19 protein-coding genes and 1 pseudogene are annotated in these 24,685 nt (G+C 71.2%); 13 read left to right on the top strand and 7 right to left on the bottom strand.

Features of this window, described 5'->3' with window-relative positions; all coding sequences use genetic code 11:
* Positions 1-20 precede the first annotated feature (20 nt).
* Together EDD93_RS01200 and EDD93_RS01195 are read right to left on the bottom strand one after the other, a co-directional pair.
* Positions 21-1,220 (bottom strand): sorbosone dehydrogenase family protein, encoded by a 1,200-nt coding sequence (locus EDD93_RS01200; protein ID WP_123523388.1) that lies wholly within the window; start codon positions 1,218-1,220, stop codon positions 21-23.
* 257 nt (positions 1,221-1,477) lie between these two features.
* Positions 1,478-2,434, bottom strand: a complete 957-nt coding sequence (locus EDD93_RS01195) for an aldo/keto reductase (protein ID WP_185092444.1) — start codon at positions 2,432-2,434, stop codon at positions 1,478-1,480.
* Positions 2,435-2,568: 134 nt separating this feature from the next.
* On the opposite strand from EDD93_RS01195, the gene EDD93_RS01190 reads away from it, so the two are divergent.
* The 7 genes from EDD93_RS01190 (at position 2,569) to EDD93_RS01160 (ending at position 12,969) form a co-directional block, all read left to right on the top strand.
* Entirely contained in the window at positions 2,569-3,531 is a 963-nt protein-coding gene (locus EDD93_RS01190; RefSeq protein ID WP_123523386.1) for a 2-hydroxyacid dehydrogenase, read from the top strand.
* Between the two features lie 284 nt (positions 3,532-3,815).
* Positions 3,816-6,656 (top strand): bifunctional diguanylate cyclase/phosphodiesterase, encoded by a 2,841-nt coding sequence (locus EDD93_RS01185; protein ID WP_123527526.1) that lies wholly within the window; start codon positions 3,816-3,818, stop codon positions 6,654-6,656.
* Between the two features lie 217 nt (positions 6,657-6,873).
* The gene (locus EDD93_RS01180) at positions 6,874-8,730 is read left to right on the top strand and encodes an acetolactate synthase large subunit (RefSeq protein WP_123523385.1); all 1,857 of its coding nucleotides are present in this window, start codon (positions 6,874-6,876) and stop codon (positions 8,728-8,730) included.
* A gap of 23 nt (positions 8,731-8,753) precedes the next feature.
* Positions 8,754-9,281, top strand: a complete 528-nt coding sequence (ilvN, locus tag EDD93_RS01175; RefSeq protein WP_073738667.1) for an acetolactate synthase small subunit — start codon at positions 8,754-8,756, stop codon at positions 9,279-9,281.
* 98 nt (positions 9,282-9,379) lie between these two features.
* A complete protein-coding gene (gene ilvC, locus EDD93_RS01170) occupies positions 9,380-10,381 on the top strand; it encodes a ketol-acid reductoisomerase (RefSeq protein WP_123523384.1) in 1,002 nt (333 codons plus the stop codon).
* Positions 10,382-10,656: 275 nt separating this feature from the next.
* Positions 10,657-12,249, top strand: a complete 1,593-nt coding sequence (gene serA / locus EDD93_RS01165; protein ID WP_123523383.1) for a phosphoglycerate dehydrogenase — start codon at positions 10,657-10,659, stop codon at positions 12,247-12,249.
* Positions 12,250-12,348: 99 nt separating this feature from the next.
* On the top strand, positions 12,349-12,969 hold the full coding sequence (locus EDD93_RS01160) for a TetR/AcrR family transcriptional regulator (RefSeq protein ID WP_123523382.1): 621 nt from the start codon (positions 12,349-12,351) through the stop codon (positions 12,967-12,969).
* A gap of 31 nt (positions 12,970-13,000) precedes the next feature.
* Here EDD93_RS01160 and EDD93_RS01155 read toward each other — a convergent pair whose 3' ends face one another.
* Complete coding sequence (locus EDD93_RS01155; RefSeq protein ID WP_123523381.1) at positions 13,001-14,143, bottom strand: CdaR family transcriptional regulator; 1,143 nt, start codon at positions 14,141-14,143, stop codon at positions 13,001-13,003.
* Positions 14,144-14,332: 189 nt separating this feature from the next.
* Here EDD93_RS01155 and EDD93_RS01150 point away from each other — a divergent pair, with 189 nt between their 5' ends.
* Both EDD93_RS01150 and pruA read left to right on the top strand, forming a co-directional pair.
* The gene (locus tag EDD93_RS01150) at positions 14,333-15,259 is read left to right on the top strand and encodes a proline dehydrogenase family protein (protein WP_123523380.1); all 927 of its coding nucleotides are present in this window, start codon (positions 14,333-14,335) and stop codon (positions 15,257-15,259) included.
* A gap of 41 nt (positions 15,260-15,300) precedes the next feature.
* Entirely contained in the window at positions 15,301-16,932 is a 1,632-nt protein-coding gene (gene pruA / locus EDD93_RS01145; RefSeq protein ID WP_123523379.1) for an L-glutamate gamma-semialdehyde dehydrogenase, read from the top strand.
* Positions 16,933-17,077: 145 nt separating this feature from the next.
* On the opposite strand, the gene EDD93_RS01140 is transcribed toward pruA, so the two are convergent.
* The 3 genes from EDD93_RS01140 to EDD93_RS01130 are packed head-to-tail and all read right to left on the bottom strand — an operon-like array spanning position 17,078 to position 19,712.
* Positions 17,078-18,283, bottom strand: a complete 1,206-nt coding sequence (locus EDD93_RS01140; RefSeq protein ID WP_123523378.1) for a 1-acyl-sn-glycerol-3-phosphate acyltransferase — start codon at positions 18,281-18,283, stop codon at positions 17,078-17,080.
* Complete coding sequence (locus tag EDD93_RS01135; RefSeq protein WP_123523377.1) at positions 18,283-19,143, bottom strand: phosphatidate cytidylyltransferase; 861 nt, start codon at positions 19,141-19,143, stop codon at positions 18,283-18,285. Before EDD93_RS01135 ends, EDD93_RS01140 begins: the two co-directional genes overlap by 1 nt.
* Complete coding sequence (locus EDD93_RS01130; protein WP_123523376.1) at positions 19,140-19,712, bottom strand: CDP-alcohol phosphatidyltransferase family protein; 573 nt, start codon at positions 19,710-19,712, stop codon at positions 19,140-19,142. Before EDD93_RS01130 ends, EDD93_RS01135 begins: the two co-directional genes overlap by 4 nt.
* A gap of 226 nt (positions 19,713-19,938) precedes the next feature.
* Between EDD93_RS01130 and EDD93_RS01125 the strand changes: the two are divergent.
* Together EDD93_RS01125 and EDD93_RS40020 are read left to right on the top strand one after the other, a co-directional pair.
* Positions 19,939-20,247 (top strand): annotated as a pseudogene (locus tag EDD93_RS01125) (LysR substrate-binding domain-containing protein); the annotation flags it as partial.
* Between the two features lie 183 nt (positions 20,248-20,430).
* Positions 20,431-20,559 (top strand): hypothetical protein, encoded by a 129-nt coding sequence (locus EDD93_RS40020; RefSeq protein ID WP_260255582.1) that lies wholly within the window; start codon positions 20,431-20,433, stop codon positions 20,557-20,559.
* Positions 20,560-20,593: 34 nt separating this feature from the next.
* Here the strand turns inward: EDD93_RS40020 and EDD93_RS01120 are convergent, their stop codons facing one another.
* Positions 20,594-22,165, bottom strand: a complete 1,572-nt coding sequence (locus EDD93_RS01120) for a metallophosphoesterase family protein (RefSeq protein ID WP_123523375.1) — start codon at positions 22,163-22,165, stop codon at positions 20,594-20,596.
* Between the two features lie 130 nt (positions 22,166-22,295).
* On the opposite strand from EDD93_RS01120, the gene EDD93_RS01115 reads away from it, so the two are divergent.
* Together EDD93_RS01115 and EDD93_RS01110 are read left to right on the top strand one after the other, a co-directional pair.
* The gene (locus EDD93_RS01115; protein ID WP_123523374.1) at positions 22,296-23,336 is read left to right on the top strand and encodes a 3-isopropylmalate dehydrogenase; all 1,041 of its coding nucleotides are present in this window, start codon (positions 22,296-22,298) and stop codon (positions 23,334-23,336) included.
* 241 nt (positions 23,337-23,577) lie between these two features.
* Entirely contained in the window at positions 23,578-24,666 is a 1,089-nt protein-coding gene (locus EDD93_RS01110; RefSeq protein WP_123523373.1) for a branched-chain amino acid aminotransferase, read from the top strand.
* Positions 24,667-24,685: the final 19 nt, after the last annotated feature.

Below are 24,685 nucleotides of genomic sequence, written 5' to 3'. Positions count from 1 at the left end.
CCTTCCGCCTGCTGTAGCCGCTACCGCACCTCCAGCACCAGGATCCTGTCGTCTTCCGGCTTCGGGGTGCCACGGGTGTCCGTCTCGCTCGTGACGAGATAGAGCTTGTTTCCGCCCGCCGCCAGCACTGTGCGCAGACGGCCGTACTTCCCCTTCAGGAACGACTGCGGGGCCGCCAGAGGTTCCTTGCTCTCGTCCCCGGAGAGCGGAATCCGCCAGAGCCGCTCACCTCGCAGACCGGCCATCCAGATGGAACCCTTGGCGAAGGCGATACCGCTCGGGGACGCCTCGGACGTCTTCCACTGTGCCACGGGGTCGATGAAACCCTTCTCGCCCGTCTTGCCCTCGGCGTCCGGCCAGCCGTAGTTCCCACCTGGCACGATCCGGTTCAGCTCGTCCCAGGTGTCCTGGCCGAATTCGGAGGCCCACAGCTGCTTGTGGCTGTCCCAGGCGAGGCCCTGCACATTGCGGTGACCGTAGGAATACACCACGGAGTCGGCCTGCGGATTGCCGTGCAGCGGCTCGCCGTCCGGCGTCATCCGGAGGATCTTGCCGGCAAGCGAGTTCTTGTCCTGCGCGTAGCCGTGGTCCCCCGTCTCGCCCGTCCCCGCGTACAGCATGTGGTCCGGGCCGAAGGCGATCCGCCCCCCGTTGTGGATGGAGCCTTTCGGGATGCCCCGCAGAATCGTGTCGGGGGCGCCCAGCAGCTGACCGGGTGTCGTGCCCTTCTCGTCGTAGAGCATGCGGGCGATGCGGTTGTCCGACGCTGTGGTGAAGTACGCGTACACCAGGTGGTCCGTGCCGAAGGTGGGGGAGACCGCGATACCCAGGAGCCCGCCCTCCCCGTCGGGGGCCACCCCGGGCACGGTGCCCAGCAACGTCTTCTTCCCGCTCTTCGCGTCCACCCTGGTGATCGTCCCCTTGTCGCGCGAGGACACCAGCAGGTCACCGTCCGGCAGGGCCGTGAGGCCCCAAGGGGAGTCCAGTCCCTTCGTGAGGGTCGAGACCACCTTCACCGAGCCCTTCGCGGGCGGCAGATCGGCCGCAGGACGTGAGGCGGACGGCGAGGGCGGGGCCGGCTTGCTCGATCCGGCCTTCGGCGACCCGGTCGGTGAGCTCGCTCCCTGGCCCGCCGTGCTCTCCGCCCCCTCTTGCGACGAACATCCCGCGGCCAGCAGCAGGGCACCGCTCGCCAGCAGGGCGACCGCACCCCGCCGCACTCCCGCCCCCGTACTCCGCCGTGCCGTACTCAGCCGCGTGAGGCGACCACTCCCGTGAGACGCCGTGTCACGCCCCACCGGGTCCTGCTCAGATCCGAACACCGCACCGATCCCTTCGACGGCCGCCTGCCTACTGTTCTTACACCGCAGCCCGGCCCCAGGTGCCCGATGACGGCCGACTTTCTCGATCAGAGATCAGAGATCAGAGATCGGGGACGAGAGGTCGGGGACCGGGGCCGGGGCCACGGGCCTCCCGCTCAGTCCCACGACTCCCGTGCCGGCGGCAGCCGGTCCATCTCAGCCAGGTCCCGCTCCGTCAGCGTCAGACCGGCCGCCCCCGCGTTCTCCACCGCCCAGCGCTCCCGCCTGGTCCCGGGCACCGGAACCACCTGCGGGCCCTGCCGCAGCGCCCAGGCCAGCGCCACCTGCGCGGGCGTCGCCCCGTGCCGGCCGGCCACCCGCCGCAGGCCCACCAGCACCGGCTGGTTCGCCGCCATCATCTCGGCGGTGAACCGTGGATGCCTGGCCCGCAGATCCTCCGGCTCGAAGCCCTGCCCCGGCGTGAGCGTCCCCGTCAGGTACCCGTTCCCCAGCGGCATCGCCGCCAGGAACCCCACACCCCGTGCCGCACACCACGGCAGCAGCGAGTCCAGCGCCTGCGGCGACCACACCGAGAGCTCCGCCTGCACCGCGCTGACCGGGAAGACCTGCTGGACTCGTTCCAGCTGGCGGATCGTTCCGTCGTGCATCCGCGCCCCCGGCCGGCGCGAGGCCCGCGCCCCCACCGCGCACAGCCCCAGCGCCCGGACCTTCCCCGCCGCCACCAGCTCCGCCATCGCGCCCCAGGTCTCCTCGACCGGCACATCCGGGTCGGCCCGGTGCAGTTGGTACAGATCGATCACATCGGTCTGCAGACGGCGCAACGAGGCGTCGCACGCCCGCCGCACATAGCCGGGCCGGCCGTCGGCCACGATGTGCTGATCACCCACCAGCAGCCCGCACTTGGTGGAGACGAAGGCCTCCGAACGGCGCCCCTTCAGCGCCCGCCCCAACAGCAGTTCATTGGTGAACGGGCCGTACATGTCGGCCGTGTCGAGCAATTGGACGCCCGCGTCGAGCGCCGCGTGCACCGTGCGCAACGCGCCGTCGCCCCGCTGCTGCGAGGCGCCGTAGGCCCAGCTCATCGGCATGCAGCCGAGACCGACCGCGCCCACGGCGAGCGCCGCCGCGCCCAGACTCCTGCGCTCCAACTCCCCGAACCCTTCCTCGGCCCCGCCGGCACGGGGCCACACTCCGCACCCACAAACTAACCTCTGCTCCCCGCGCGCCGTCGCATAGCCTCCTGACCATGACTTCCACCACGAATTCCACCGCCGCCCCCGAAGTGTGGCTGCCGATCGAGGCCGACGGGATCGAGGGGCTCCCCGAGGGTCTCAACTACCGTTTCTGGAACGGTGAGCAGGACTACCCGGCCGATCCCGCGCACTGCGCGTTCTACGTCGTTCCGTACATGAAGGGCCCCCAGGTCGCGGTCCGTCCGCTCGCCGGGATGAGCTCGGTACAGGTCGTGCAGACCCTCTCCGCGGGCATCGACCACGTCGAGCCGGGGCTCGGCCTGCTGCCCGCCGGTGTACGGCTGTGCAACGCCAAGGGGGTTCACGAGGCGTCCACCGCCGAACTGACCCTCGCCCTGATCCTCGCCTCCCTGCGCGGCTTCCCCGGGTTCGTGCGCGGCCAGGACAAGGAGGAGTGGCGGGCCGGGTTCTACCCGGCGCTGGCCGACAAGTCGGTGCTGATCGTGGGGTACGGATCGATCGGCTCCGCGATAGAGGACCGGCTCGCACCCTTCGAGTGCGCGCGGGTGGCGCGCGTCGCACGCTCTGCGCGGACAACCGCACGCGGGCCCGTACATACGCTCGACGACCTGCCCGCGTTGCTGCCCGAGGCCGACATCGTGATTCTGTCCACCCCGCTGAACCCCTCCACACAGGGGCTGGTGAGCGCGGACTTCCTCGCGGCGATGCGGGACGGAGCACTGCTGGTGAACGTCGCCCGGGGCGGCGTCGTCGACACCAAGGCCCTGCTCTCCGAACTCGAGTCCGGCCGGCTGCACGCCGCACTCGACGTCACCGACCCGGAACCACTGCCTTCCGGCCATCCCCTCTGGCATGCTCCGAACGTCCTGATCACTCCGCATGTGGGCGGCAGCACTTCGGCGTTCCTGCCCCGGGCCGAGCGGCTGATCGCCGGACAGCTCAGCCGGTTCGCCGCCGGAGAGCCGCTCCACAACGTCGTGCGCACCACCGGCTGACCGCGCCGCAGGCGCTCTCCGCGGTCCTCGCGGGCGACAACTCCCCAGGTCGTCACGGAGAGTAGAGGAACTATGTCCCTGCGTGACGAGTCTGGTGTATCGTCCCGAAAGGGAGGCTGCGCCGTGGAAGGGACGGCGCCGGGGAGGAAGCCACACGCGAGGGGGCGACGGGCGATGTACGGCCGATGGGCGAACGATCCGACACGGCGGGGTGGCCACGGACGGACGGCGGCGCGTCCGGTGCGCCGGCGCCGCCTCCGCCCGGCGACCGCGGGGGCACCCCGGTGAGCGCGCCGGCGAGCACCCGCGGAGCCCTGCCGGCCCGGCGGTCGGCCGTCGGCAGGACGCCCGCGCTCCTGCCCCAGCTCCTCCTCGGCCTCGCCTGCGCCGGATACGCGGTGGGTGCCGGGCTGGGCTGGGGCTCGGCGCGGATGGCGCTCTTCATGGGCGACTTCGGCCTCAGCACCGCCGCCCTGGCGGCCGCCGTCTCCTGCTTCCTGTTCGCCCGCGCGGCGGACAACCGCTTCCGGCCCGCCTGGCTGCTGTTCTCGCTCTCCTCGCTGATGGCCGCAGGGGGCAACGCGGTCTGGGGGTGGTACGAGTTCGTGCGCGGGCTCCCCGTGCCGAGCCCCTCCCTCGCGGATCTCTTCTACCTCTGCTTCGCGCCGCCCGCGATCGTCGGGCTGCTCGTCCTCGCCAAGCGCCCCGTCACCCGGGCCGGCTGGGTCTGCCTGGCACTCGACTCCTGGCTGATCGGCGGATCGCTCCTCACACTCTCCTGGAGCCTCGCCCTCGCCCACACAGCGCATCTGGCGGACGTCGAGGGCGCCAGCGTGGCGCGGGCGGCGCTCTCGCTGGCCTACCCGCTGCTGGACATCGTGCTGGTCTCCATGGTCCTGGCGCTGCACTTCCGGCGCTCCAGCGTCAACCGCGCCGCGGTGAACACCGCCATCGCCGCCCTCGCCCTGACCGTCCTGTGCGACGCCCTGTTCACCTCGCCGCTGCTGCGCCAGACGTACCACTCGGGCCAGTTGCTCGACGCGGGCTGGTTCGCCGGTTCGCTGCTCCTGGCCTACGCGCCCTGGGGCGCCGGCCGCGAGGAGGACAACGCTGTCCAGGAGCGGGCCGCACCGCCCCGTACCACCAGCCGCCCCATCGCCGGATCGCTGGCCGCGCTCACGCCCTATCTCGCCGCCGCCGTGTGCACCCTGGGCATCCTCTACAACGTCATCGAGGGCCGCAGGGTGGACCGGGTGGTGGTCTTCACCGGGTGCACGGTGGTGCTGGCGCTGGTCGTCCGGCAGGGCATCATGCTCGTCGACAACATCGCCCTCACCCAGGAACTGGCCCAGAAGGAGAACCACTTCCGCTCCCTGGTGCAGGGCTCCAGCGACGTCATCATGATCGCCGCCCCCACCGGCATACTCCGCTACGTCAGCCCCGCCGCCTCCGGCGTCTACGGGCGTGAGGCCGACGACCTGATCGGCGCCGAGCTCTCCTCGATCATCCACCCCGACGACCTGGGCGCGGTGGTGCACGAGGTGCGCCGCTTCCTCGCCGCCCCGCCGGCCGAGGAGCCCACCACCCGTATCGAGTGCCGCTTCAGGTCCGGCAGCGGCGAATGGCTGAACGTCGAGTCCACCGTCAACCGCCACCAGGGCGGGCTGATCCTCAACAGCCGCGACGTCACCGAACGGGTCAGGCTGCAGGCCCAGTTGCAGCACAACGCGGAGCACGACCCGCTCACCGACCTGCCGAACCGCGCCCTGTTCACCGACCGGGTCCGCCGCACCCTGAGCGGCCGCCGGTCCGGCGACGCGGGCACCGCCGTGCTCTTCATCGACCTCGACGGCTTCAAGGCCGCCAACGACCGGCTCGGCCACCAGGCGGGCGACGAGCTCCTCATCCAGGCCGCCCGCCGCCTCCAGGACTCCGTGCGCGCCGGGGACACCGCGGCCAGGCTCGGCGGTGACGAGTTCGCCGCCCTCATCGTGGGGGACGGCAGCCGCGAGCAGACCGCCCGCGAGTACCAGGTCCACGAGATCGCCGACCGGCTGCGCCTCACCCTCTCCCGGCCCTACCGGATCGGCGCGGGCGAGGTCCGGGTCACCGCCTCCATCGGCGTCGCCTTCGCGGAGCCCGCCATCACCCCCAACGACCTCATGCGCAACGCCGACCTCGCCATGTACCGCGCCAAGGCCGGCGGCAAGGACCGCGTCGAGCTGTACGCCCCGCAGATGCAGGCCGAGGTGGTACGCCGCTCCGAACTGGCAGCCCGGCTGCGCACCGCCCTGCGCGACGGCGAGTTCGCGCTCCTCCACCAGCCCGTGGTGCATCTGACCAGCGGTACGGTCGCCGCCGTCGCCGCACAGGCCCGCTGGCGCTCCGCCCAGGGCATCCTCTTCACCCCCGCCGAGTTCCTCCGCGTCGCCGAGGACAGCGACCGCACCGCCGAGCTGGGCCGCTGGCTCCTCGAAGAGGCCGTCGAGCAGGCCGCCGACCGGGCCCGCGCCGGACACCAGGTCTCCGTAGCCGTCCGGCTCTCCGCCCGCAGGCTGCTCGACAAGGGCCTGCCCTTCGGCTCCGTCGAGGCACTGCTCACTCGCTACGGGCTGCCGTCGGGGGCGCTGATGATCGAGGTCTCCGACAGCGACCCGAGAGTCTCCTTCGACGAACTCGAACAACGGCTTGTCGCCCTGCGCCGGCTCGGCGTGCGCATCGCACTCGACGGCTTCGGCAGCGGCTACGCCGCGATCAACGCCCTGCGCCGGCTCCCCATCGACGTACTGAAACTGGACCGGGGCCTGGTCGAGGGCGTCGTCGAGTCCGCCCGGCTGCACAAGATCACCAGCGGGCTGCTGCGTATCGCGTGCGACCTCGGCATGCAGTCCGTGGCCGACGGCGTCGACGTACCGGAGCAGGTCCTCGCGCTGCGCGCCATGGGCTGTACGCACGGCCAGGGAATGGCCTTCTCCGGGCCTCTGGACGAGTACCGGCTGCGCCGCGCCCTGGTCCGCGGCGAGTTCCCGGTGCCCGGTGGCGGCCCCGCGCAGCCGGTCCTGGCGGGCGGCTCGATCCCGCTCCTCACCGGCTCACATGCTGAGACGCCCGTCCCACCCACTTGACACGCCGAGTGCGTCGGAGAGAGGGTCAATGCCATGCGCACCCGAATTCTCGTACTTGGAAAGCGCGTCGGCTGAAGCAGAGTCCCTCACTGACACTCTGCAGACCGCACCGGCGCGCTCCCCTCGCTTGCCTCACGGCACGAGGGGTTTTTTGTTGCACCGGTACTACGCAAAACGTCGTAAAACACTCGCAAAAACCCTCAGCTTCGAGAAGAGAATGCCGATGACCGAGCAGGCCACCGGGGCCCACCATCCCCAGCCGCGCGCCCGTAACGGCGGATCGTCGTCCGCCACCGTTGAGCACGTCACGGGCGCTCAGTCCCTCATCCGCTCCCTCGAGGAGGTGGGGGCCGACACGGTATTCGGCATTCCCGGCGGCGCCATTCTTCCGGCGTACGACCCGATGATGGACTCCTCCCGGGTCCGCCACGTGCTGGTCCGTCACGAGCAGGGCGCCGGCCACGCGGCCACCGGTTACGCGCAGGCCACCGGCAAGGTCGGCGTCTGCATGGCGACGAGCGGCCCCGGCGCGACCAACCTGGTCACGCCGATCGCCGACGCCTACCTCGACTCGGTGCCGATCGTCGCGATCACCGGGCAGGTGGCCTCCGCCGCCATCGGGACCGACGCCTTCCAGGAGGCGGACATCGTCGGCATCACGATGCCGGTCACCAAGCACAACTTCCTGGTCACCAAGGCCGAGGACATCCCGCACACGATCGCCGAGGCCTTCCACATCGCCTCCAGCGGCCGTCCGGGACCGGTCCTGGTCGACATCGCCAAGGACGCGCTCCAGGCGAAGACCACCTTCAGCTGGCCGCCCACCCAGGACCTGCCCGGCTACCGGCCCGTCACCAAGCCGCACGCCAAGCAGATCCGCGAGGCCGCCAAGCTCATCGTCCAGGCCAAGCGCCCCGTGCTGTATGTCGGCGGCGGCGTCATGAAGGCCGGGGCCACCGCCGAACTCAAGGTGCTGGCCGAGCTGACCGGAGCGCCCGTCACCACCACGCTGATGGCGCTCGGCTCCTTCCCCGACAGCCACCCGCTGCACGTGGGAATGCCCGGTATGCACGGTGCGGTCACCGCCGTCACCGCGCTGCAGAAGGCCGATCTGCTCATCGCGCTCGGTGCCCGGTTCGACGACCGGGTCACCGGCAAGCTGGACAGCTTCGCCCCGTACGCCAAGGTCGTGCACGCCGACATCGACCCGGCGGAGATCGGCAAGAACCGCGCCGCCGACGTGCCGATCGTCGGTGACGCCCGCGAGGTGATCGCCGATCTCGTGCAGGCGGTCCAGGCCGAGCACACCGAGGGCAACACCGGGGACTACGAAGCCTGGTGGAAGGACCTCAACCGGTGGCGTGATACCTACCCGGTCGGCTACGACCTGCCGGAGGACGGCAGCCTCTCGCCGCAGCAGGTCATCCAGCGCGTGGGCGAGCTCGCCCCGCCGGACACGATCTTCGCGGCGGGCGTCGGCCAGCACCAGATGTGGGCCTCGCACTTCATCAAGTACGAGCAGCCCGCCACCTGGCTGAACTCCGGCGGCGCCGGGACGATGGGGTACGCGGTCCCGGCGGCGATGGGTGCCAAGGCCGGCATGCCGGACCGCACGGTCTGGGCGATTGACGGCGACGGCTGCTTCCAGATGACCAATCAGGAACTCACCACCTGCGCGCTCAACAACATCCCGATCAAGGTCGCGATCATCAACAACGGTGCGCTCGGGATGGTCCGCCAGTGGCAGACCCTGTTCTACAACCAGCGCTACTCCAACACCGTGCTGCACTCCGGCACCGACACGGACGGCGTTCCGGCGAAGGGCACCCGGGTGCCCGACTTCGTCAAGCTGTCCGAGGCCATGGGCTGCTACGCGATCCGCTGCGAGGACCCGGCCGACCTGGACAAGGTCATCGCCGAGGCCAACTCGATCAACGACCGCCCGGTCGTCATCGACTTCATCGTCCACGAGGACGCCATGGTGTGGCCGATGGTCGCCGCAGGCACCTCCAACGACGAGGTCATGGCCGCCCGGGGCGTCCGCCCCGACTTCGGCGACAACGAAGACGACTGAGAGACAGAGAGAGACCGACTTCCATGTCCACCAAGCACACGCTCTCCGTCCTGGTCGAGAACAAGCCCGGTGTCCTCGCCCGGATCACCGCCCTGTTCTCCCGCCGCGGCTTCAACATCGACTCGCTCGCGGTCGGTACCACCGAACATCCCGACATCTCCCGCATCACCATTGTGGTCAATGTCGAGGGCCTGCCCCTGGAGCAGGTGACCAAGCAGCTCAACAAGCTGGTCAACGTCCTGAAGATCGTCGAACTCGAGCCCGCCGCTGCGATCCAGCGCGAGCTCGTCCTGGTGAAGGTCCGCGCCGACAGCGAGACCCGTTCCCAGATCGTCGAGATCGTCCAGCTGTTCCGCGCCAAGACCGTGGACGTCTCCCCGGAGGCCGTCACGATCGAGGCGACCGGCGGAGCCGACAAGCTGGAGGCGATGCTCAAGATGCTGGAGCAGTACGGCATCAAGGAGCTCGTCCAGTCCGGCACCATCGCCATAGGACGTGGCGCGCGCTCGATCACCGACCGTTCCCTGCGCGCCCTCGACCGCACGGCGTAGCCGCCGCCTCGCCGCTCGTATGGCGAGACCCGAAAACGTAACTGACGCACCCCGCCGTACGGTGGGACGCAACACCTGCACACCAAGGAGAAGACCCAGTGGCCGAGCTGTTCTACGACGACGATGCCGACCTGTCCATCATCCAGGGCCGCAAGGTCGCGGTCCTCGGTTACGGCAGCCAGGGCCACGCCCACGCGCTGTCGCTGCGCGACTCGGGTGTCGACGTCCGCGTCGGTCTGCACGAGGGTTCCAAGTCCAAGGCGAAGGCCGAGGAGCAGGGCCTGCGTGTGGTGACCCCGGCCGAGGCGTCCGCCGAGGCCGACGTCATCATGATCCTCGTCCCTGACCCGATCCAGGCCCAGGTCTACGAGGAGTCCGTCAAGGACAACCTCAAGGACGGCGACGCGCTGTTCTTCGGCCACGGCCTGAACATCCGCTTCGGCTTCATCAAGCCGCCGGCGGGCGTCGACGTCTGCATGGTCGCCCCCAAGGGCCCGGGTCACCTGGTCCGCCGCCAGTACGAGGAGGGCCGCGGCGTTCCGTGCATCGTGGCCGTCGAGCAGGACGCCACGGGCAAGGGCCTGGAGCTGGCGCTCTCGTACGCCAAGGGCATCGGCGGCACCCGCGCCGGCGTCATCAAGACCACGTTCACCGAGGAGACCGAGACCGACCTCTTCGGCGAGCAGGCCGTTCTCTGCGGTGGCACCGCCGCCCTGGTGAAGGCCGGGTTCGAGACGCTGACCGAGGCCGGTTACCAGCCGGAGATCGCGTACTTCGAGTGCCTCCACGAGCTGAAGCTCATCGTGGACCTCATGTACGAGGGCGGCCTGGAGAAGATGCGCTGGTCCATCTCGGAGACCGCCGAGTGGGGCGACTACGTCACCGGCCCGCGCATCATCACCGACGCCACCAAGGCCGAGATGAAGAAGGTCCTCGCCGAGATCCAGGACGGCACCTTCGCCAAGGCCTGGATGGCGGAGTACCACAACGGTCTGCCCAAGTACAACGAGTACAAGAAGGCCGACAGCGACCACCTGCTGGAGACCACGGGCCGTGAGCTCCGCAAGCTCATGAGCTGGGTCAACGACGACGACGCGTAACACCGAAGCCCGAAGGGGCGGGCCCCGGGTCCGCCCCTTCGGGCTTGTGCCCCGCTTCACCGCTGGAAGAGGCGGCGTCGTACGTGTGTACAAGTCGTCCAGCCTCATGCGGGTGATCCTTCCAACGGGGCGCGGTATGCGTCCTCGCGCATGACTACACTGCTCCACACATACACGCGTCAGGCCCACAGTGTCGTGCGTCTTCCACGCGGCAAGCCCCTCCACCGCCTGCGGCCGTCGGGACGGCCGTCCGCACTGGACCTGTGAGGACTCACGTGAGCTCGAAACCTGTCGTACTCATCGCTGAAGAGCTGTCGCCCGCCACGGTGGACGCCCTGGGCCCGGACTTCGAGATCCGGCACTGCAACGGCGCGGACCGCGCCGAGCTCCTCCCCGCGATCGTCGATGTCGACGCCATCCTGGTGCGCTCCGCCACCAAGGTCGACGCCGAGGCCATCGCCGCCGCGAAGAAGCTGAAGGTCGTCGCCCGCGCGGGTGTCGGTCTGGACAACGTCGATGTTTCCTCGGCCACCAAGGCCGGTGTGATGGTCGTGAACGCGCCGACCTCCAACATCGTCACCGCCGCCGAGCTGGCCTGCGGTCTGCTGGTCGCCACCGCGCGCAACATCCCCCAGGCCAACACCGCCCTCAAGAACGGCGAGTGGAAGCGCTCCAAGTACACCGGCGTCGAGCTGAGCGAGAAGACCCTCGGTGTCGTCGGCCTCGGCCGCATCGGCGTCCTGGTCGCCCAGCGCATGTCGGCCTTCGGCATGAAGATCGTCGCGTTCGACCCCTACGTGCAGCCCGCGCGCGCCGCGCAGATGGGCGTCAAGCTCCTCTCGCTGGACGAGCTGCTCGAGGTCTCCGACTTCATCACCGTGCACCTCCCCAAGACCCCGGAGACGCTCGGCCTGATCGGTGACGAGGCGCTGCACAAGGTGAAGCCCTCGGTGCGGATCGTCAACGCCGCACGCGGTGGCATCGTCGACGAGGAGGCGCTCGCCTCCGCCCTCAAGGAGGGCCGCGTCGCCGGCGCCGGGCTCGACGTGTACACCAAGGAGCCCTGCACGGACTCCCCGCTGTTCCAGTTCGACCAGGTCGTCTGCACCCCGCACCTCGGCGCCTCCACCGACGAGGCCCAGGAGAAGGCCGGTGTGGCCGTCGCCAAGTCCGTCCGCCTGGCCCTCGCCGGTGAGCTCGTGCCCGACGCGGTCAACGTCCAGGGCGGCGTCATCGCCGAGGACGTCCGTCCCGGACTGCCGCTCGCCGAGAAGCTCGGCCGGATCTTCACCGCCCTCGCGGGCGAGGTCGCGGCCCGTCTCGACGTCGAGGTCTACGGCGAGATCACCCAGCACGACGTCAAGGTGCTCGAACTCTCCGCGCTCAAGGGCGTCTTCGAGGACGTCGTCGCCGAGACCGTCAGCTATGTCAACGCCCCGCTGTTCGCGCAGGAGCGCGGTGTCGAGGTCCGCCTCACCACCAGCTCCGAGTCGCCCGACCACCGCAACGTGGTCACCGTCCGCGGCACCCTCGCCAGTGGCGAGGAGATCGCGGTCTCCGGCACGCTGGCCGGTCCCAAGCACCACCAGAAGATCGTCGCGATCGGGGACCACGACGTGGACCTGGCGCTGGCCGACCACATGGTCGTCCTGCGGTACGACGACCGCCCCGGTGTCGTCGGCGCGGTCGGCAAGATCCTCGGTGAGGCCGGGCTGAACATCGCCGGCATGCAGGTCTCGCGGGCCGACGTGGGCGGCGAGGCGCTGGTCGTCCTCACCGTCGACGACGACGTCCCGCCGTCGGTGCTCGCCGAGATCTCGGCCGAGATCGGCGCGGCCTCGGCCCGTTCGGTCAACCTCACCGACTGAGCGGTCCCGCAACACCGACTGAGCGGTCCCGCAACCCTCGTACCCGGCATCTAGACGTGCGTCTTACACAAACGTCTGCATGCCGGGTACGCTGCTGTCATGGGACATCGTGAGGATCTGCTCGAAGGCGCCAAGCGCTGCCTGCTGGAGAAGGGGTACGCCCGGACGACGGCCCGCGACATCGTGGCCGCCTCGGGGACGAACCTCGCCTCCATCGGCTACCACTACGGCTCCAAGGAGGCCCTGCTCAACCTCGCCTTCCTCAAGGTGACCGAGGAGTGGGGCGACGTGCTGACCAAGGAGGGACAGGCTGAGCAGGAGGCCCGGCCCGAGGTGCCGGCCGCACCGCTCGACCAGTTCCGCGAGACCTGGGAGCGGGTGATCGGAAGCTACGAGCAGACCCGGGCCATCTGGCAGCTCCAGATGGAGGTCGTCTCGCGCATCGACTCCGACCCCGAGCTGCAGAAGTCCCTCGCCGGCCCCCAGCGCGAGGGCCGCGACGGGCTCGCCGAGAACATGCTGGGCATCGACCCGGAGACCGAGCCCGAGAAGGCGCGCGTGGCCGGTCTCTTCTGCCAGGCGCTGCTCGCCGGCGTCATGGTCCAGTGGCTGATGGACAGTGACTCCGCGCCCTCCGCACAGGACCTGACGGACGGGCTGAAGGCCGTACTGGAGGGCCGGGCGCCGCAGGACGGTGCGGCCCAGGACGGTGCGGCATAGGCTCCCGCGTAGGCCCGGGGCCGGGCCGCCTTCAGAGCCGGGACGCCTTCAGCGCCATGTGCAGCAGCAGCCGGTCCTCGCCGTCGTTCAGGTCGAGGCCGGTGAGCTGCTGGACCCGGGAGAGCCGGTAGTAGAGCGTCTGGCGGTGGATGCCCAGCTCACCCGCGGTCCGGGACGCCTGGCCCGCGCAGTCGAGGAACACCTCGGCCGTACGGGCCAGGTCCCGGTGCGCCGGGGTGAGCAGCGGGCGGACCGTGTGATCGGGCGGCGTGTCCGGGGCGAGGGCGGTCAGCAGGCGGTACGGGCCGATGGCCGACCACTGGGCTACGGGGCCGAACCTGGTCTCCGCCGCTGCCGCCCGGTTCGCGGCGGACGCCTCGTGCCAGGCGTCGGCCAGCTCCGCCAGACCCCGGCGCGGCACCGCGATCCCGGCGGTGGCGGCGGCGCCCGCGGTGGCGCGCAGCCGGTCGGCGGCGGTGAGCGCCGGGTCCAGGACCTCGGGTGAGCGGAGCCGGACCAGCGCGGCCAGGGCGGGGGTGCCCGCCGTGTCCGCGGACAGGGCCGGCGACAGGGCGGCCGCCGAGGGCAGGGTGCGCACCGAGGGCGGGTCGTCCCGCCACGGGGTCACGCACACCACGGTGTGCAGCCCCTCCGCGTCCGGGCCGAGCGCCTCGCTGAGCGCGGCCACCGCCATGTCGCGCTGCCAGCCGCGCGCCGCCGTGATGACCGCGCCGAACTCCCGGGACAGGTCGGTGCCCGCCCGCGCCTCGTCGGAGAGCAGCGCCCCGATCCGGGCCGCCACCTCCATCGCCGCGTCCAGCTGCTGGTCGGTCGGCCCGGGGTCGGCGTCCAGCAGCCATACGTAGCCGAGCACCACACCCCGATGGCGTACCGGAAGACAGATCCGGTCCCGGTTGACGCCCGCCTCCGGGGCGGCCGGGATGCGGACGGGGCCGGTGGCGCGGGTGATGCCGAAGTTCTCGAACCAGGCGCGGACCGCGGGGGTCGAGCGGCGGGTCAGGATCGAGCGGGTGCGGACCGGGTCCATCGCCGTGTCGTCGTCGCTGTCGTGGGCGCCGAAGGCGACCAGGCCGAAGTCCCGGTTCTCCAGCGTCGCGGGAGCGCCGAGCAGTCCGGAGATCTCGTCGACCAGCTCCTGGTAATCGCCCTTCACCCGGCCATTCTCGCACCCCTTCAGACATATGTCTGAGATCCAGGGCACGGATGCGTGACAGCTGTCGATGGCCCAGGATCGGAGAGATCCATAGATTTCACGGTGGTTCTCCGTGTTGTACCGCTTTCCGAACCTCGCGTTCGGCCGTTGCGGTACGGCCTTCGTCCGTACTTTCCGTGGAGGTGCCCCGTGCTGGGTCCCGTGATTCTCGCCGCGTCCCGCAGCGACAAGATGCGCCGCTTCATCTCGGCAGCCCCGGGCACCAAGCAGGTCGTCGGCCGGTTCATCGCCGGTGAGACGGTCGAGCAGGTCGTCCCGATCATCGAGGACGCCGCCGGCAAGGGCCTCGAAGTCACCATGGACGTGGTCGGTGAGGACATCACCACGCCCGCGCAGGCCGCCGCCGCGCGCGACGCGTACCTGGAGCTCGTCGGCCGCCTGAAGGACCTCGGTCTGGGCACGCGGGCCGAGATGTCCGTGAAGCTCTCCATGTTCGGCCAAGCGCTGGACGGGGGGCACGAGCTGGCCCTCGCCAACGTCCGCCCGGTCGTCGAGGCCGCCGCCGCGATCGGCACCACGGTGACGCTGGACGCCGAGGACCACACCACCCTCGACTCGATGTTCGCCATCCACGAGGAGCTGCGGAAGGACCACCCGCAGACCGGATGCGTCATCCAGGCCTACCTCTTCCGCACCGAGGACGACGCGCGCCGCCTGGCCGACGCCGGCAGCCGCGTCCGTATCGTGAAGGGCGCCTACAAGGAGCCCGCCTCCGTCGCGTACCAGGTCAAGGCCGAGATCGACAAGGCGTACGTCCGCATCCTGCGGACGCTGATGGACGGCGACGGCTACCCGATGATCGGGTCCCACGACCCGCGTCTGATAGCCATCGCCCAGGAGCTGGGCCGCAAGGCCGGCCGCAAGCTCGACGAGTACGAGTTCCAGATGCTGTACGGCATCCGCAGCGACGAGCACATCCGGCTCGCGGCCGAGGGTCACCGCATGCGCGTCTACACCGCCTACGGCACCGACTGGTACGGCTACTTCATGCGCCGCCTCGCGGAGAAGCCGGCCAACCTGCTGTTCTTCGGCCGCTCCATCCTCACCAAGGGCTGAGCCCCCTCCCCCTCCCCTCTACTGAAGGAGCAACGGAACCCATGGACGCTGTGACCCAGGTCCCCGCGCCGGTCAACGAGCCGGTCCACTCCTACGCCCCGGGCTCCCCGGAGCGCGCCCGCCTGGAGGCGAAGCTCAAGGAGCTCAGCGAGAACCCGATCGACCTGCCGATGACCATCGGCGGCGAGAAGCGGATGGGCGGCGGCGAGCGCTTCGACGTCGTACAGCCCCACAACCACAAGGCCGTCATCGGCACCTTCGCGGGCGCCACCGAGCAGGACGCGAAGGACGCGGTCGACGCCGCCCTCGCCGCTGCTCCGGCCTGGCGCGCGATGTCCTTCGACGACCGCGCCGCCATCATCCTGCGCGCCGCCGAGCTGCTCTCCGGCCCCTGGCGCGAGACGCTGGCCGCCTCCACGATGCTCGGCCAGGGCAAGACCGCCCAGCAGGCCGAGATCGACTGCCCCTGCGAGCTCGTCGACTTCTGGCGCTTCAACGTGCACTACGCGCGCCAGATCCTGGCCGAGCAGCCCCCGGCCAACTCCGCCGGCGTGTGGAACCGCATGGACCACCGCCCGCTGGAGGGCTTCGTCTACGCGATCACGCCGTTCAACTTCTCGGCCATCGCGGCCAACCTGCCCACCGCGCCCGCCCTGATGGGCAACGTCGTGGTGTGGAAGCCGTCCCCGACGCAGACCCACGCCGCCGTGCTGCTGATGCAGCTCCTGGAGGAGGCCGGTCTCCCCAAGGGCGTCATCAACCTGGTGACCGGCGACGGCATCGCCGTCTCCGAGGTGGCCCTGAACCACCGCGACCTGGCCGGTATCCACTTCACGGGCTCGACCCCCACCTTCCAGCACCTGTGGAAGACGGTCGGCAACAACATCGCCAACTACCGCACCTACCCGCGGCTCGTCGGTGAGACCGGTGGCAAGGACTTCGTCGTCGCCCACCCGTCGGCCGACCAGGCCGTACTGAAGACCGCGCTGACCCGGGGCTCCTTCGAGTACCAGGGCCAGAAGTGCTCGGCCTCCTCGCGTGCCTACGTCCCCGCCTCCATCTGGAACTCCGGTTTCAAGGAGAAGTTCGCGGCCGAGGTCGACGCCATCACCATGGGCGACGTCACCGAGCTGTCGCACTTCATGGGCGCCGTCATCGACGACCGTTCCTTCGCGAAGAACAAGGCGGCCATCGACCGCGCCGCGGCCGACCCGGCGTGCACGATCATCGCCGGCGGCACGTACGACGACTCGGTGGGCTACTTCGTGCGTCCGACCGTCATCGAGTGCAGCGACCCGGCGAACGAGGTCTTCACGACCGAGTACTTCGGCCCGATCCTCGCCGTCCACGTCTACGAGGACGAGAAGTACGACGCCATGCTGGAGCAGATGGAGTCGGTCTCCGACTACGCCCTGACCGGTGCCGTCATCTCGAACGACCGCGCCGCGGCCGCGTACACGATGGAGAAGCTGCGGTACGCCGCGGGCAACTTCTACATCAACGACAAGTCGACCGGTGCCGTCGTCGGCCAGCAGCCCTTCGGTGGCGGCCGTGCCTCGGGTACGAACGACAAGGCCGGCGCCCCGCAGAACCTCCAGCGCTGGACCCTGACCCGGGCCATCAAGGAGACGCTGGTCCCGCCGACCGAGTACACCTACCCCCACCAGGGCTGACCCTCACCGGGGCTCACCCCCTCCGGGGCGCCGCCCTCCCGGCGCCCCGCCACGAATCCCGCCTCCCGACCGGTTCCCCTGCCGGCCGGGGGGCGGTTTCCATTCCGGCGGACCGGTCCGGCGGGGCCGTCGCAGCGCGGCCGGGTCAGCTCCAGCCGTGCACGATCAGCGAGAGTCCCACCGCGAAGCCGCCGCCCAGAGCCGCGAGGTAGCGGCCGTAGTGGCGGCGGTGGCGGCGCATCAGCAGCCCGAACCCGGCGAGGCCGAGACCGACGGTGAGTGTGCGCGAGCCGCGGGCCGCCGCCGACGCGCCGATCCAGTCGGCCGCCGGGACCCCGGCGCGCCCGGCCTCCGCGCCGTACACCTTGAACGGGACGCCGTTCCACGGCTGGTGGCGCACTGCGGACGCGCCCTCCAGCGCCAGTTCGTGCCGGACCTCCGCGCGCATCCGGTCCGTGGTCAGTGGCGCGGGCAACTGGACCCCGGCCGAGGCGAGCTGCAGGGCGAGCAGTCCGCCGGCCAGGCTCCCCGCGAGCGCGCCCAGCGACATCCGCAGCGCCGCCCGGGGCGCCGCCACGCACACGGCGCCCAGCAGCAGCTCCGGCATCAGCGGCCAGCTCAGCGCCTCCGCGAACGCCCAGCAGAACGCCAGCGGCAGCCCCCACCGCGAGGTCACGACGGCCGCCACCCGACGCCGGGTCGCCGAGTCCCGCAGCGGCTCGGCCGCCGTCCGGTCGTGCAGCGCCCGCACCGCGTCACGGGCCTGGCCGGGAGTGGCCGCCGGCGGCAGCGGTTCACCGACCGTCACCCGTACCGGGGCGGACCGCAGCCGGCCGTGCTTGGGCAGCAGCCGGTCCGTCCCGGCGATGCCCACCGGCACGACCGGCACCCCCGCCTCCTCGGCCAGCACCAGGGCGCCCCGGTGGAAGGAGCCCAGTTCGCCGTCCCTGCCCCGGGTGCCCTCGGGGAACAGCACGACCGCCCGGCCCGCGCGCAGTTCGCCGGCCATCGAGAGCAGGTCGTCCATCCCGCCGCCGCCCCGCCGCACCGGGAACCCGGCCGCGAGCCTGCGGCAGATCCGGCGCCGCCAGGGGGAGGCGAACCAGTAGTCGGCCGCCGCCCCGATCGCCGGGCTGTGCCGGGCGTCGAGGGCCGCGAGGAGCGCGGCCGTATCGGCGTGCGAGGAGTGGTTGGCGACCACCACACAGCCGCCCCGGGGCAGCCGGCCGCGCCGCTCGACCCCGCCGGTGAGGCTGAGGGCGGTCCACCACAGGGCGCGCCTCAGCGAGGCGGCGAAGCGGGACCGTACCGGGAGCAGGGCCCGTCCGGGCGTGCGCGTGAGGGTGTTCATCAGGTCAGCACCATCGCCAGGAGAAGGGCCACGAGCAGGGAGTCGATCCGGTCGAGGAGACCGCCGAAACCGGGCAGCCAGCTGCCCGCGTCCTTCACCCCCGACTCGCGCTTGACCATCGATTCGACCAGGTCGCCCAGGACGCAGCCGCCGGTCACCGCCGCCCACAGCGGCAGGCTGAACTCGCCCAGTACCAGCAGGAGTCCGGCCGTCGCGGCGGCCGCGCCGAGCGCGCCCGCCCAGGTCTTGCTGGGGGAGAGCGGCGACAGCGGCCGGGCGAGCGGACCGCGCCGGCCCAGTGCCGTACCGCCGCACCAGGCGCCGACATCGCCCAGCGCCACCGCGAGGCCCACGGCGACCGCGGCCGCGCCGAGGGTCACCAGACCGGTCAGCGCGACCGGGATCCACAGCAGCCCGAAGGCGGTCCGGGCGCTGCGGGTGAAGCCGGTCCGGTCGTCGCCGCCCAGCACCGGGGGCAGCGCGGCGGCGACCGGCAGCAGCGCCGCGGCGCGCAGGTCCAGCAGGTGGGGCGCGAGCCAGGCCAGCGCGGGCAGCACGAGCGCGGCCGCCACCAGCACCGCGTGGTCACCGCGCCGCAGCCCCGCCATCCGGACGAACTCGCCCGCCGCGACCACTCCGAGCCCGGCGGCCAGCGCGAACGTACCGCCGCCGCCCAGCAGGAAGGACCCGAGGAAGACGGGAGCCACCAGCGCCCAGGTCCGCCACCGCCTGCGCAGCTCGGCCCGCATCCGCACCTTCGAGGGGAGGACGGCGACGGCCGCGCCGCCCGCGCCCAGCACGCCCGCGACCAGCGGCACGGCGCGCGTGGCGGCCTCCTCGGCGATCAGCAGGGCGCTCATGCCGTCTCCCGCCACAGGCCGGCCAGCCGGAGCGCGGCGGTGAGCAGCGAACCGGCGGCGATCACGGCCAGTACGGGTACGGCCCAGCCGCTCGCCGCCGCGACCACGGCCAGCAGGCAGCGTTCGGTCTTGCCGACCGGGCCGCCGTTGCGCCGGGGCGCTCCGGCCGAGGCCCCGGCCAGCGAGACCCAGGACGGCAGGGTGGCCGCGAGCCCGGCGAGCGCCACCAGCCACAGCGGGGCGAGCGTGAGGAAGCCGGCCAGCACGAGGAGGTCCGCCACCCGGTCGCCCAGTTCGTTCAGGATCGCGCCACGCCGCGTCGTGCGGCCGGTGTCGCGGGCCAGCGCCCCGTCCAGGTTGGCGAAGGCGAGCCGGACCGCGAGCAGCAGGGCGACCGGCAGGGCGGCGGGGCCGGCGGGCAGCCAGGCCAGTGCGGCGGCGGCGCAGGCCGCGGCGAGCACGCCGGCCGCGGTGACGGTGTCGGGCGACACCTCGTGGCGGACCAGCGAGGCACGCACACCGGAGAGCCGGTTCGCGTACCAGGGCTTCAGAGCGTAGAGGCCGTTCATGGGTCCAACTGTCGTGCGCCGTGCGGCGCTTCGACACGGGGTGCGTACTCAAGTGCGGGATGAGTACGTGGTGGGTGCCCGGGTGCGCCCGGGGACCCGCCTCAGCTGCCGGACCCGCCTCAGCTGCCGGACCCGCCTCAGCTGCCGGACGCGTCCGGCAGGCGGATCAGCGTCCTGCCGGTGTTCTCGCCGCGCAGATGCGGTACGGGGCTGCGGGCGGCCGGCCGACCGGATCCCGCGCGCGACGACGGAGGCGGAGGACGACGGAGCGGTGCTCTCGATGGTGTCCCGCGGTCTCGGCACGGCCGTCATGCCCGGACTGTCCCTCGAAGGAGCACCGGACACGGTGGCGATCACCGCTCTCGGACCGGAGCGCCCGACGCGGTCGGTGGGCTGTGTCACCACCCCTGAGCCGGCACGATCGCTCGCCGCGCGGGCCCTCATCCGGGAGCTGCGGGCCGGCTGGGCCGAGGCCCCGTCTCAGATAGTAGGAAGTCCGAGTAATTGTGGAGACAGAACGGCGCGGCTGCCCTAGCTTTGTAGAAGCCGAACGTCTCGCTGGAACCAGCGACTGGCGTTGTGAGTGCGTGCCCCGATGCAGGTAACCCCTGCGGCATCCGCTCCCGCCCCTTCCGGCGCCTCGAAATCACCGATCTCGAAATCACCGTTCACGATGTTCGATCTCGAAATCCTCGCGATCTCAAGGAGTCGATCCACCATGGCCGAGACCACTGTCCGCCGCGTCCGTCACGCCCACCGCCCGACCGAGTCGGAGCGCCAGAACGCCGCCGCCGCCCTGCAGCGCGCACTCGACCGCCGGGACAACGGCGGCTCCACCGGTCACTGACCGGGCCCGCCCCGGCCCGGCCGTGACCCGCTGATCAGCCCCTGCTGATCTCGAAGTGGTCGATGCGCTCGCCGGACTCGGCGAGCGCGGTGACCTTCATCCGGGCGTGCCGCCCGGCCTCCACCTCCACCGCGAGGAACGAGAAGCCGGTGTAGCGCACCCGGGACCACTCGACGGTCTCGGCGGCCTTTCCGCCGCCCTTGACCGCGTGGTAGGTGTTCACGCTCTCCAGGTCCGTGACGTGTCCCTCGTAGCTGTCCGGTGCCGGGAAGTCGTAGAGCGCCTTGCCCGCGCCGCCCGCGGTGACGTACACGATGCCGTCGCGCTTCGGGTTGGTGCGCTCGCCGATCGGCACCTTGCGCTGGACGCTGTTCCTGAGGATCGCGTCGGTGCGCTCGTAGACGTGGTTGTGGCCGTTGATGACCAGGTCCACCTGGTGCTTCTCGAAGAGCGGCACCCAGGCGTCCCGCACGCCGCCGTCCGAGGCGTGTGCGTTGGTCGTGGAGAAGGCGCAGTGGTGGAAGAAGACCACCAGGAAGTCGATGTCGTGGCGGGCGCGCAGCTCGCCCAGGCGCCGGTCCAGCCAGCGTGTCTGCCGGCCGCCGCTGATGCCGAAGTTGGCGGGGATCTCGTAGGAGACGTCGTTGGCGTCGAGCGCGATCACGCCCACGTTCCCGTGCACGAACGAGTAGGCGCCGGGCTGGTTCACCGGGTCCGGGCCGTTGTCGGGCAGCGTCCAGCGGGCGTTCTGGCCGCCGTATCCGTCGGGCGAGTACCAGGCCTCCATGTCGTGGTTGCCGGTGGTCACCATCCACGGCACGGTCTTCGACACGGTCTCCGTCTGCGCCAGGAACTGGTCCCAGGTGCGGGCGTCGTAGGTGTCGCTGGTCTGCCCGGAGCCCGAGGGGTCGGCGTAGCAGATGTCACCCGCGTGCAGGTGGAAGGCGGGGTTCTGGCCCAGGATCAGCTGGTCGTTGCCGAGTGCGTGGTAGCTGACGCCCTGGTCGCCGAAGGCGGTGAAGGTGAAGTTCCCGGCGCGCGAGGGCGCGGTGGTGAAGGTGCCGAGGGTGCCCAGGTTGCGGGTGTCGGCCGGGTCGAAGCCGTCGTGGCCGACGCCGTAGTAGTACGTCGTGCCGGGCTTCAGCCGCTCCAGGCCCGCGTGTACGTAGAACTGCTCGGCGGCCGCGATCTTGCCGTCGTTCAGCCGCGGCGTGGTGAGGTGGCGCACCTCGGCGTCGATCTTCCGGCTCAGTGCCCACGGCTTGAGGCCGATCCGGATGTACGGGCGGCGCACGGCGAACGGGACCTGCCAGGAGACCGCCATCTGCGTCCTCGGGTCGGCGCCGTAGGCCAGGTGGCGGCCGAACGGGGCGACCAGCGAGCCGTCCACCCGGGTGGTGCTGTGCGAGGTGAGCACCGTCGGTGCGGCGTACGCGGGGGAGGTGGTCAGCGAGGTGCCGAGACCGGCACCGGCGACCGCGGCGGTCGCCACGCTCGTGCGCAGCACACCGCGACGGGTCAGCCGGCTGCGCAGGTAGTCGTGCTGCTCGGCCATGCTCATGCGGTCGGCGAGCTTCTCGGGGATTCCGAAGCGGGGGATGTCCATGGGCGACAACCTCCACCCACTCGCTGACGTGCTCCCGTCGGGTAGGTGAACGGTACACGTACAACATCCCATGTGTCCGTATGGTGGACGGGACGTGTCATGGGGTGGGACGCGCAGTAGGGTGCTGGGCATGTCTCGCAGCATCAATCTCGCAGTGATCCCCGGTGACGGTATCGGCCGGGAGGTCGTGGCCCAGGGCCTCAAGGTCCTCAACGCTGTTCTCCCGCAGGATGTGAAGCTGGAGACCAAGGAGTACGACCTCGGCGCCCAGCGCTGGCACCGCACCGGTGAAACCCTCCCGGACGCGGAGCTGGAGGCCCTCAAGGGCCACGACGCCATCCTGCTCGGCGCGATCGGTGACCCCTCGGTGCCGTCCGGCGTCCTGGAGCGCGGGCTGCTGCTGAAGCTGCGCTTCGCCTTCGACCACTTCATCAACCTGCGGCCGTCGAAGCTGTTCCCGAACACCGAGACCCCGCTGGCCGGCCGTCCGGACATCGACTTCGTCGTCGTCCGCGAGGGTACCGAGGGCCCGTACACCGGCAACGGCGGTTCGCTGCGCACCGGTACCGAGCACGAGGTCGCCACCGAGGTCAGCCTCAACACCGCCTTCGGTGTCGAGCGCGTCGTCCGTGACGCCTTCGAGCGGGCCGCCGCCCGCCCGCGCAAGAAGCTGACGCTGGTCCACAAGAACAACGTCCTCGTCTACGCGGGCCACCTGTGGAAGAACACCTTCGACAAGGTCGCGGCCGAGTACCCCCAGGTCACCACCGACTACCTGCACGTCGACGCCGCGACGATCTTCTTCGTCACCCAGCCGGAGCGCTTCGACGTCATCGTCACCGACAACCTCTTCGGTGACATCCTGACCGACCTCGCCGCAGCCGTCTCCGGCGGCATCGGCCTGGCCGCCTCGGGCAACATCAACCCGACGGGCGCCTTCCCGTCGATGTTCGAGCCGGTCCACGGCTCGGCCCCCGACATCGCGGGCCAGGGCAAGGCCGACCCGACCGCCACGATCCTCTCCGTCGCCCTCCTGCTGCGCCACCTCGGCCACGAGGCCCAGGCCGTGCGCATCGAGGAGGCCGTCTCCGCCGACCTCGCGGAGCGCGACGGCAGTGCCCGCAGCACCGACGAGATCGGCGACGCGCTCGCGGTACGCGTAGCGGGCTGATCCGACGACTCCACCACGAAGCCGCCGGGTCGCACACGCACCCGGCGGCTTCTCCTGTGCGGCCCCGGGTGTCACCATCGAATCCTGGACCGCGCACACGTCATTTCGTGCACGGCCTCCCGCGAGAGATAATCGAACGGGGCCGTGGCTCGCCATGAAGCTCGGACGTCCTACGACCTGTCCGGCGGGAGTGGGCGTGAGTGCGGTCCTACACACACAAAACGGTGAAGGACACGTACTCATGACGACGCCCACGATCGAGCTCAAGCCCTCCTCGAACCCGCTGTCCGACGCGGAGCGCGAGGCGAACATGACCGAGCCCGGATTCGGCCGCTACTTCACCGACCACATGGTGACGATCAAGTGGACCGAAGGCCGCGGCTGGCACGACGGCCAGCTCGTCCCGTACGCGCCGCTGTCGATCGACCCGGCCAACATGACGCTCCACTACGGCCAGGAGATCTTCGAGGGCCTCAAGGCCTACCGCCAGCCCGACGGCACGGTCGCCACCTTCCGCCCCGAGGCCAACGCCGCGCGCTTCCAGTCCTCCGCCCGCCGGCTCGCGATGCCGGAGCTGCCCGTCGAGACCTTCGTCGCGGCCTGCGACGCGCTGGTCCAGCAGGACGCGGCCTGGGTCCCGGCCCACGGCGGCGAGGAGTCGCTGTACCTGCGCCCGTTCATGATCGCGACCGAGGTCGGCCTCGGCGTGCGGCCGTCCAACGAGTACCTGTTCCTGGTCATCGCCTCGCCCGCCGGCGCGTACTTCCCCGGCGGCGTGAAGCCCGTCTCCATCTGGCTCTCGGAGGACCGCGTCCGCGCCGTCCCCGGCGGCATGGGCGACGCCAAGACCGGCGGCAACTACGCCGCGTCCCTGCTCGCCCAGGCCGAGGCCGCCGCCAAGGGCTGCGACCAGGTCGCCTACCTCGACGCCGTCGAGCACAAGTGGGTCGAGGAGCTCGGCGGGATGAACCTGTACTTCGTGTACGGGAACAAGATCGTCACCCCGTCCCTGACCGGCTCGCTGCTCGCCGGTATCACCCGCGACTCGCTCCTGACGCTCGCCGCGGACCTCGGCTACGAGCCCGAGGAGAGCCGGGTCTCGATCGGCCAGTGGCGCGACGACTCGGCGGCGGGCACCCTCACCGAGGTCTTCGCCTGCGGCACCGCCGCCGTCATCACCCCCGTCGGCACCGTGAAGAGCGCGAGCGGCGAGTGGGTCCAGGGCGACGGCACGCCGGGCCCGGTCACCCTCAAGCTCCGCGAGCGCCTGCTGGACATCCAGCGCGGCACCGCCGAGGACACCCACGGCTGGATGCACCCGCTCGGCTAGGGCCTGTCGTCCGGATCGG

The organism is Streptomyces sp. 840.1, from assembly GCF_003751445.1.
Lineage (GTDB): Bacteria > Actinomycetota > Actinomycetes > Streptomycetales > Streptomycetaceae > Streptomyces.
The sequence above is the reverse complement of the archived record's forward strand: the minus strand, read 5'-3'. Positions and strand labels throughout refer to the sequence as shown.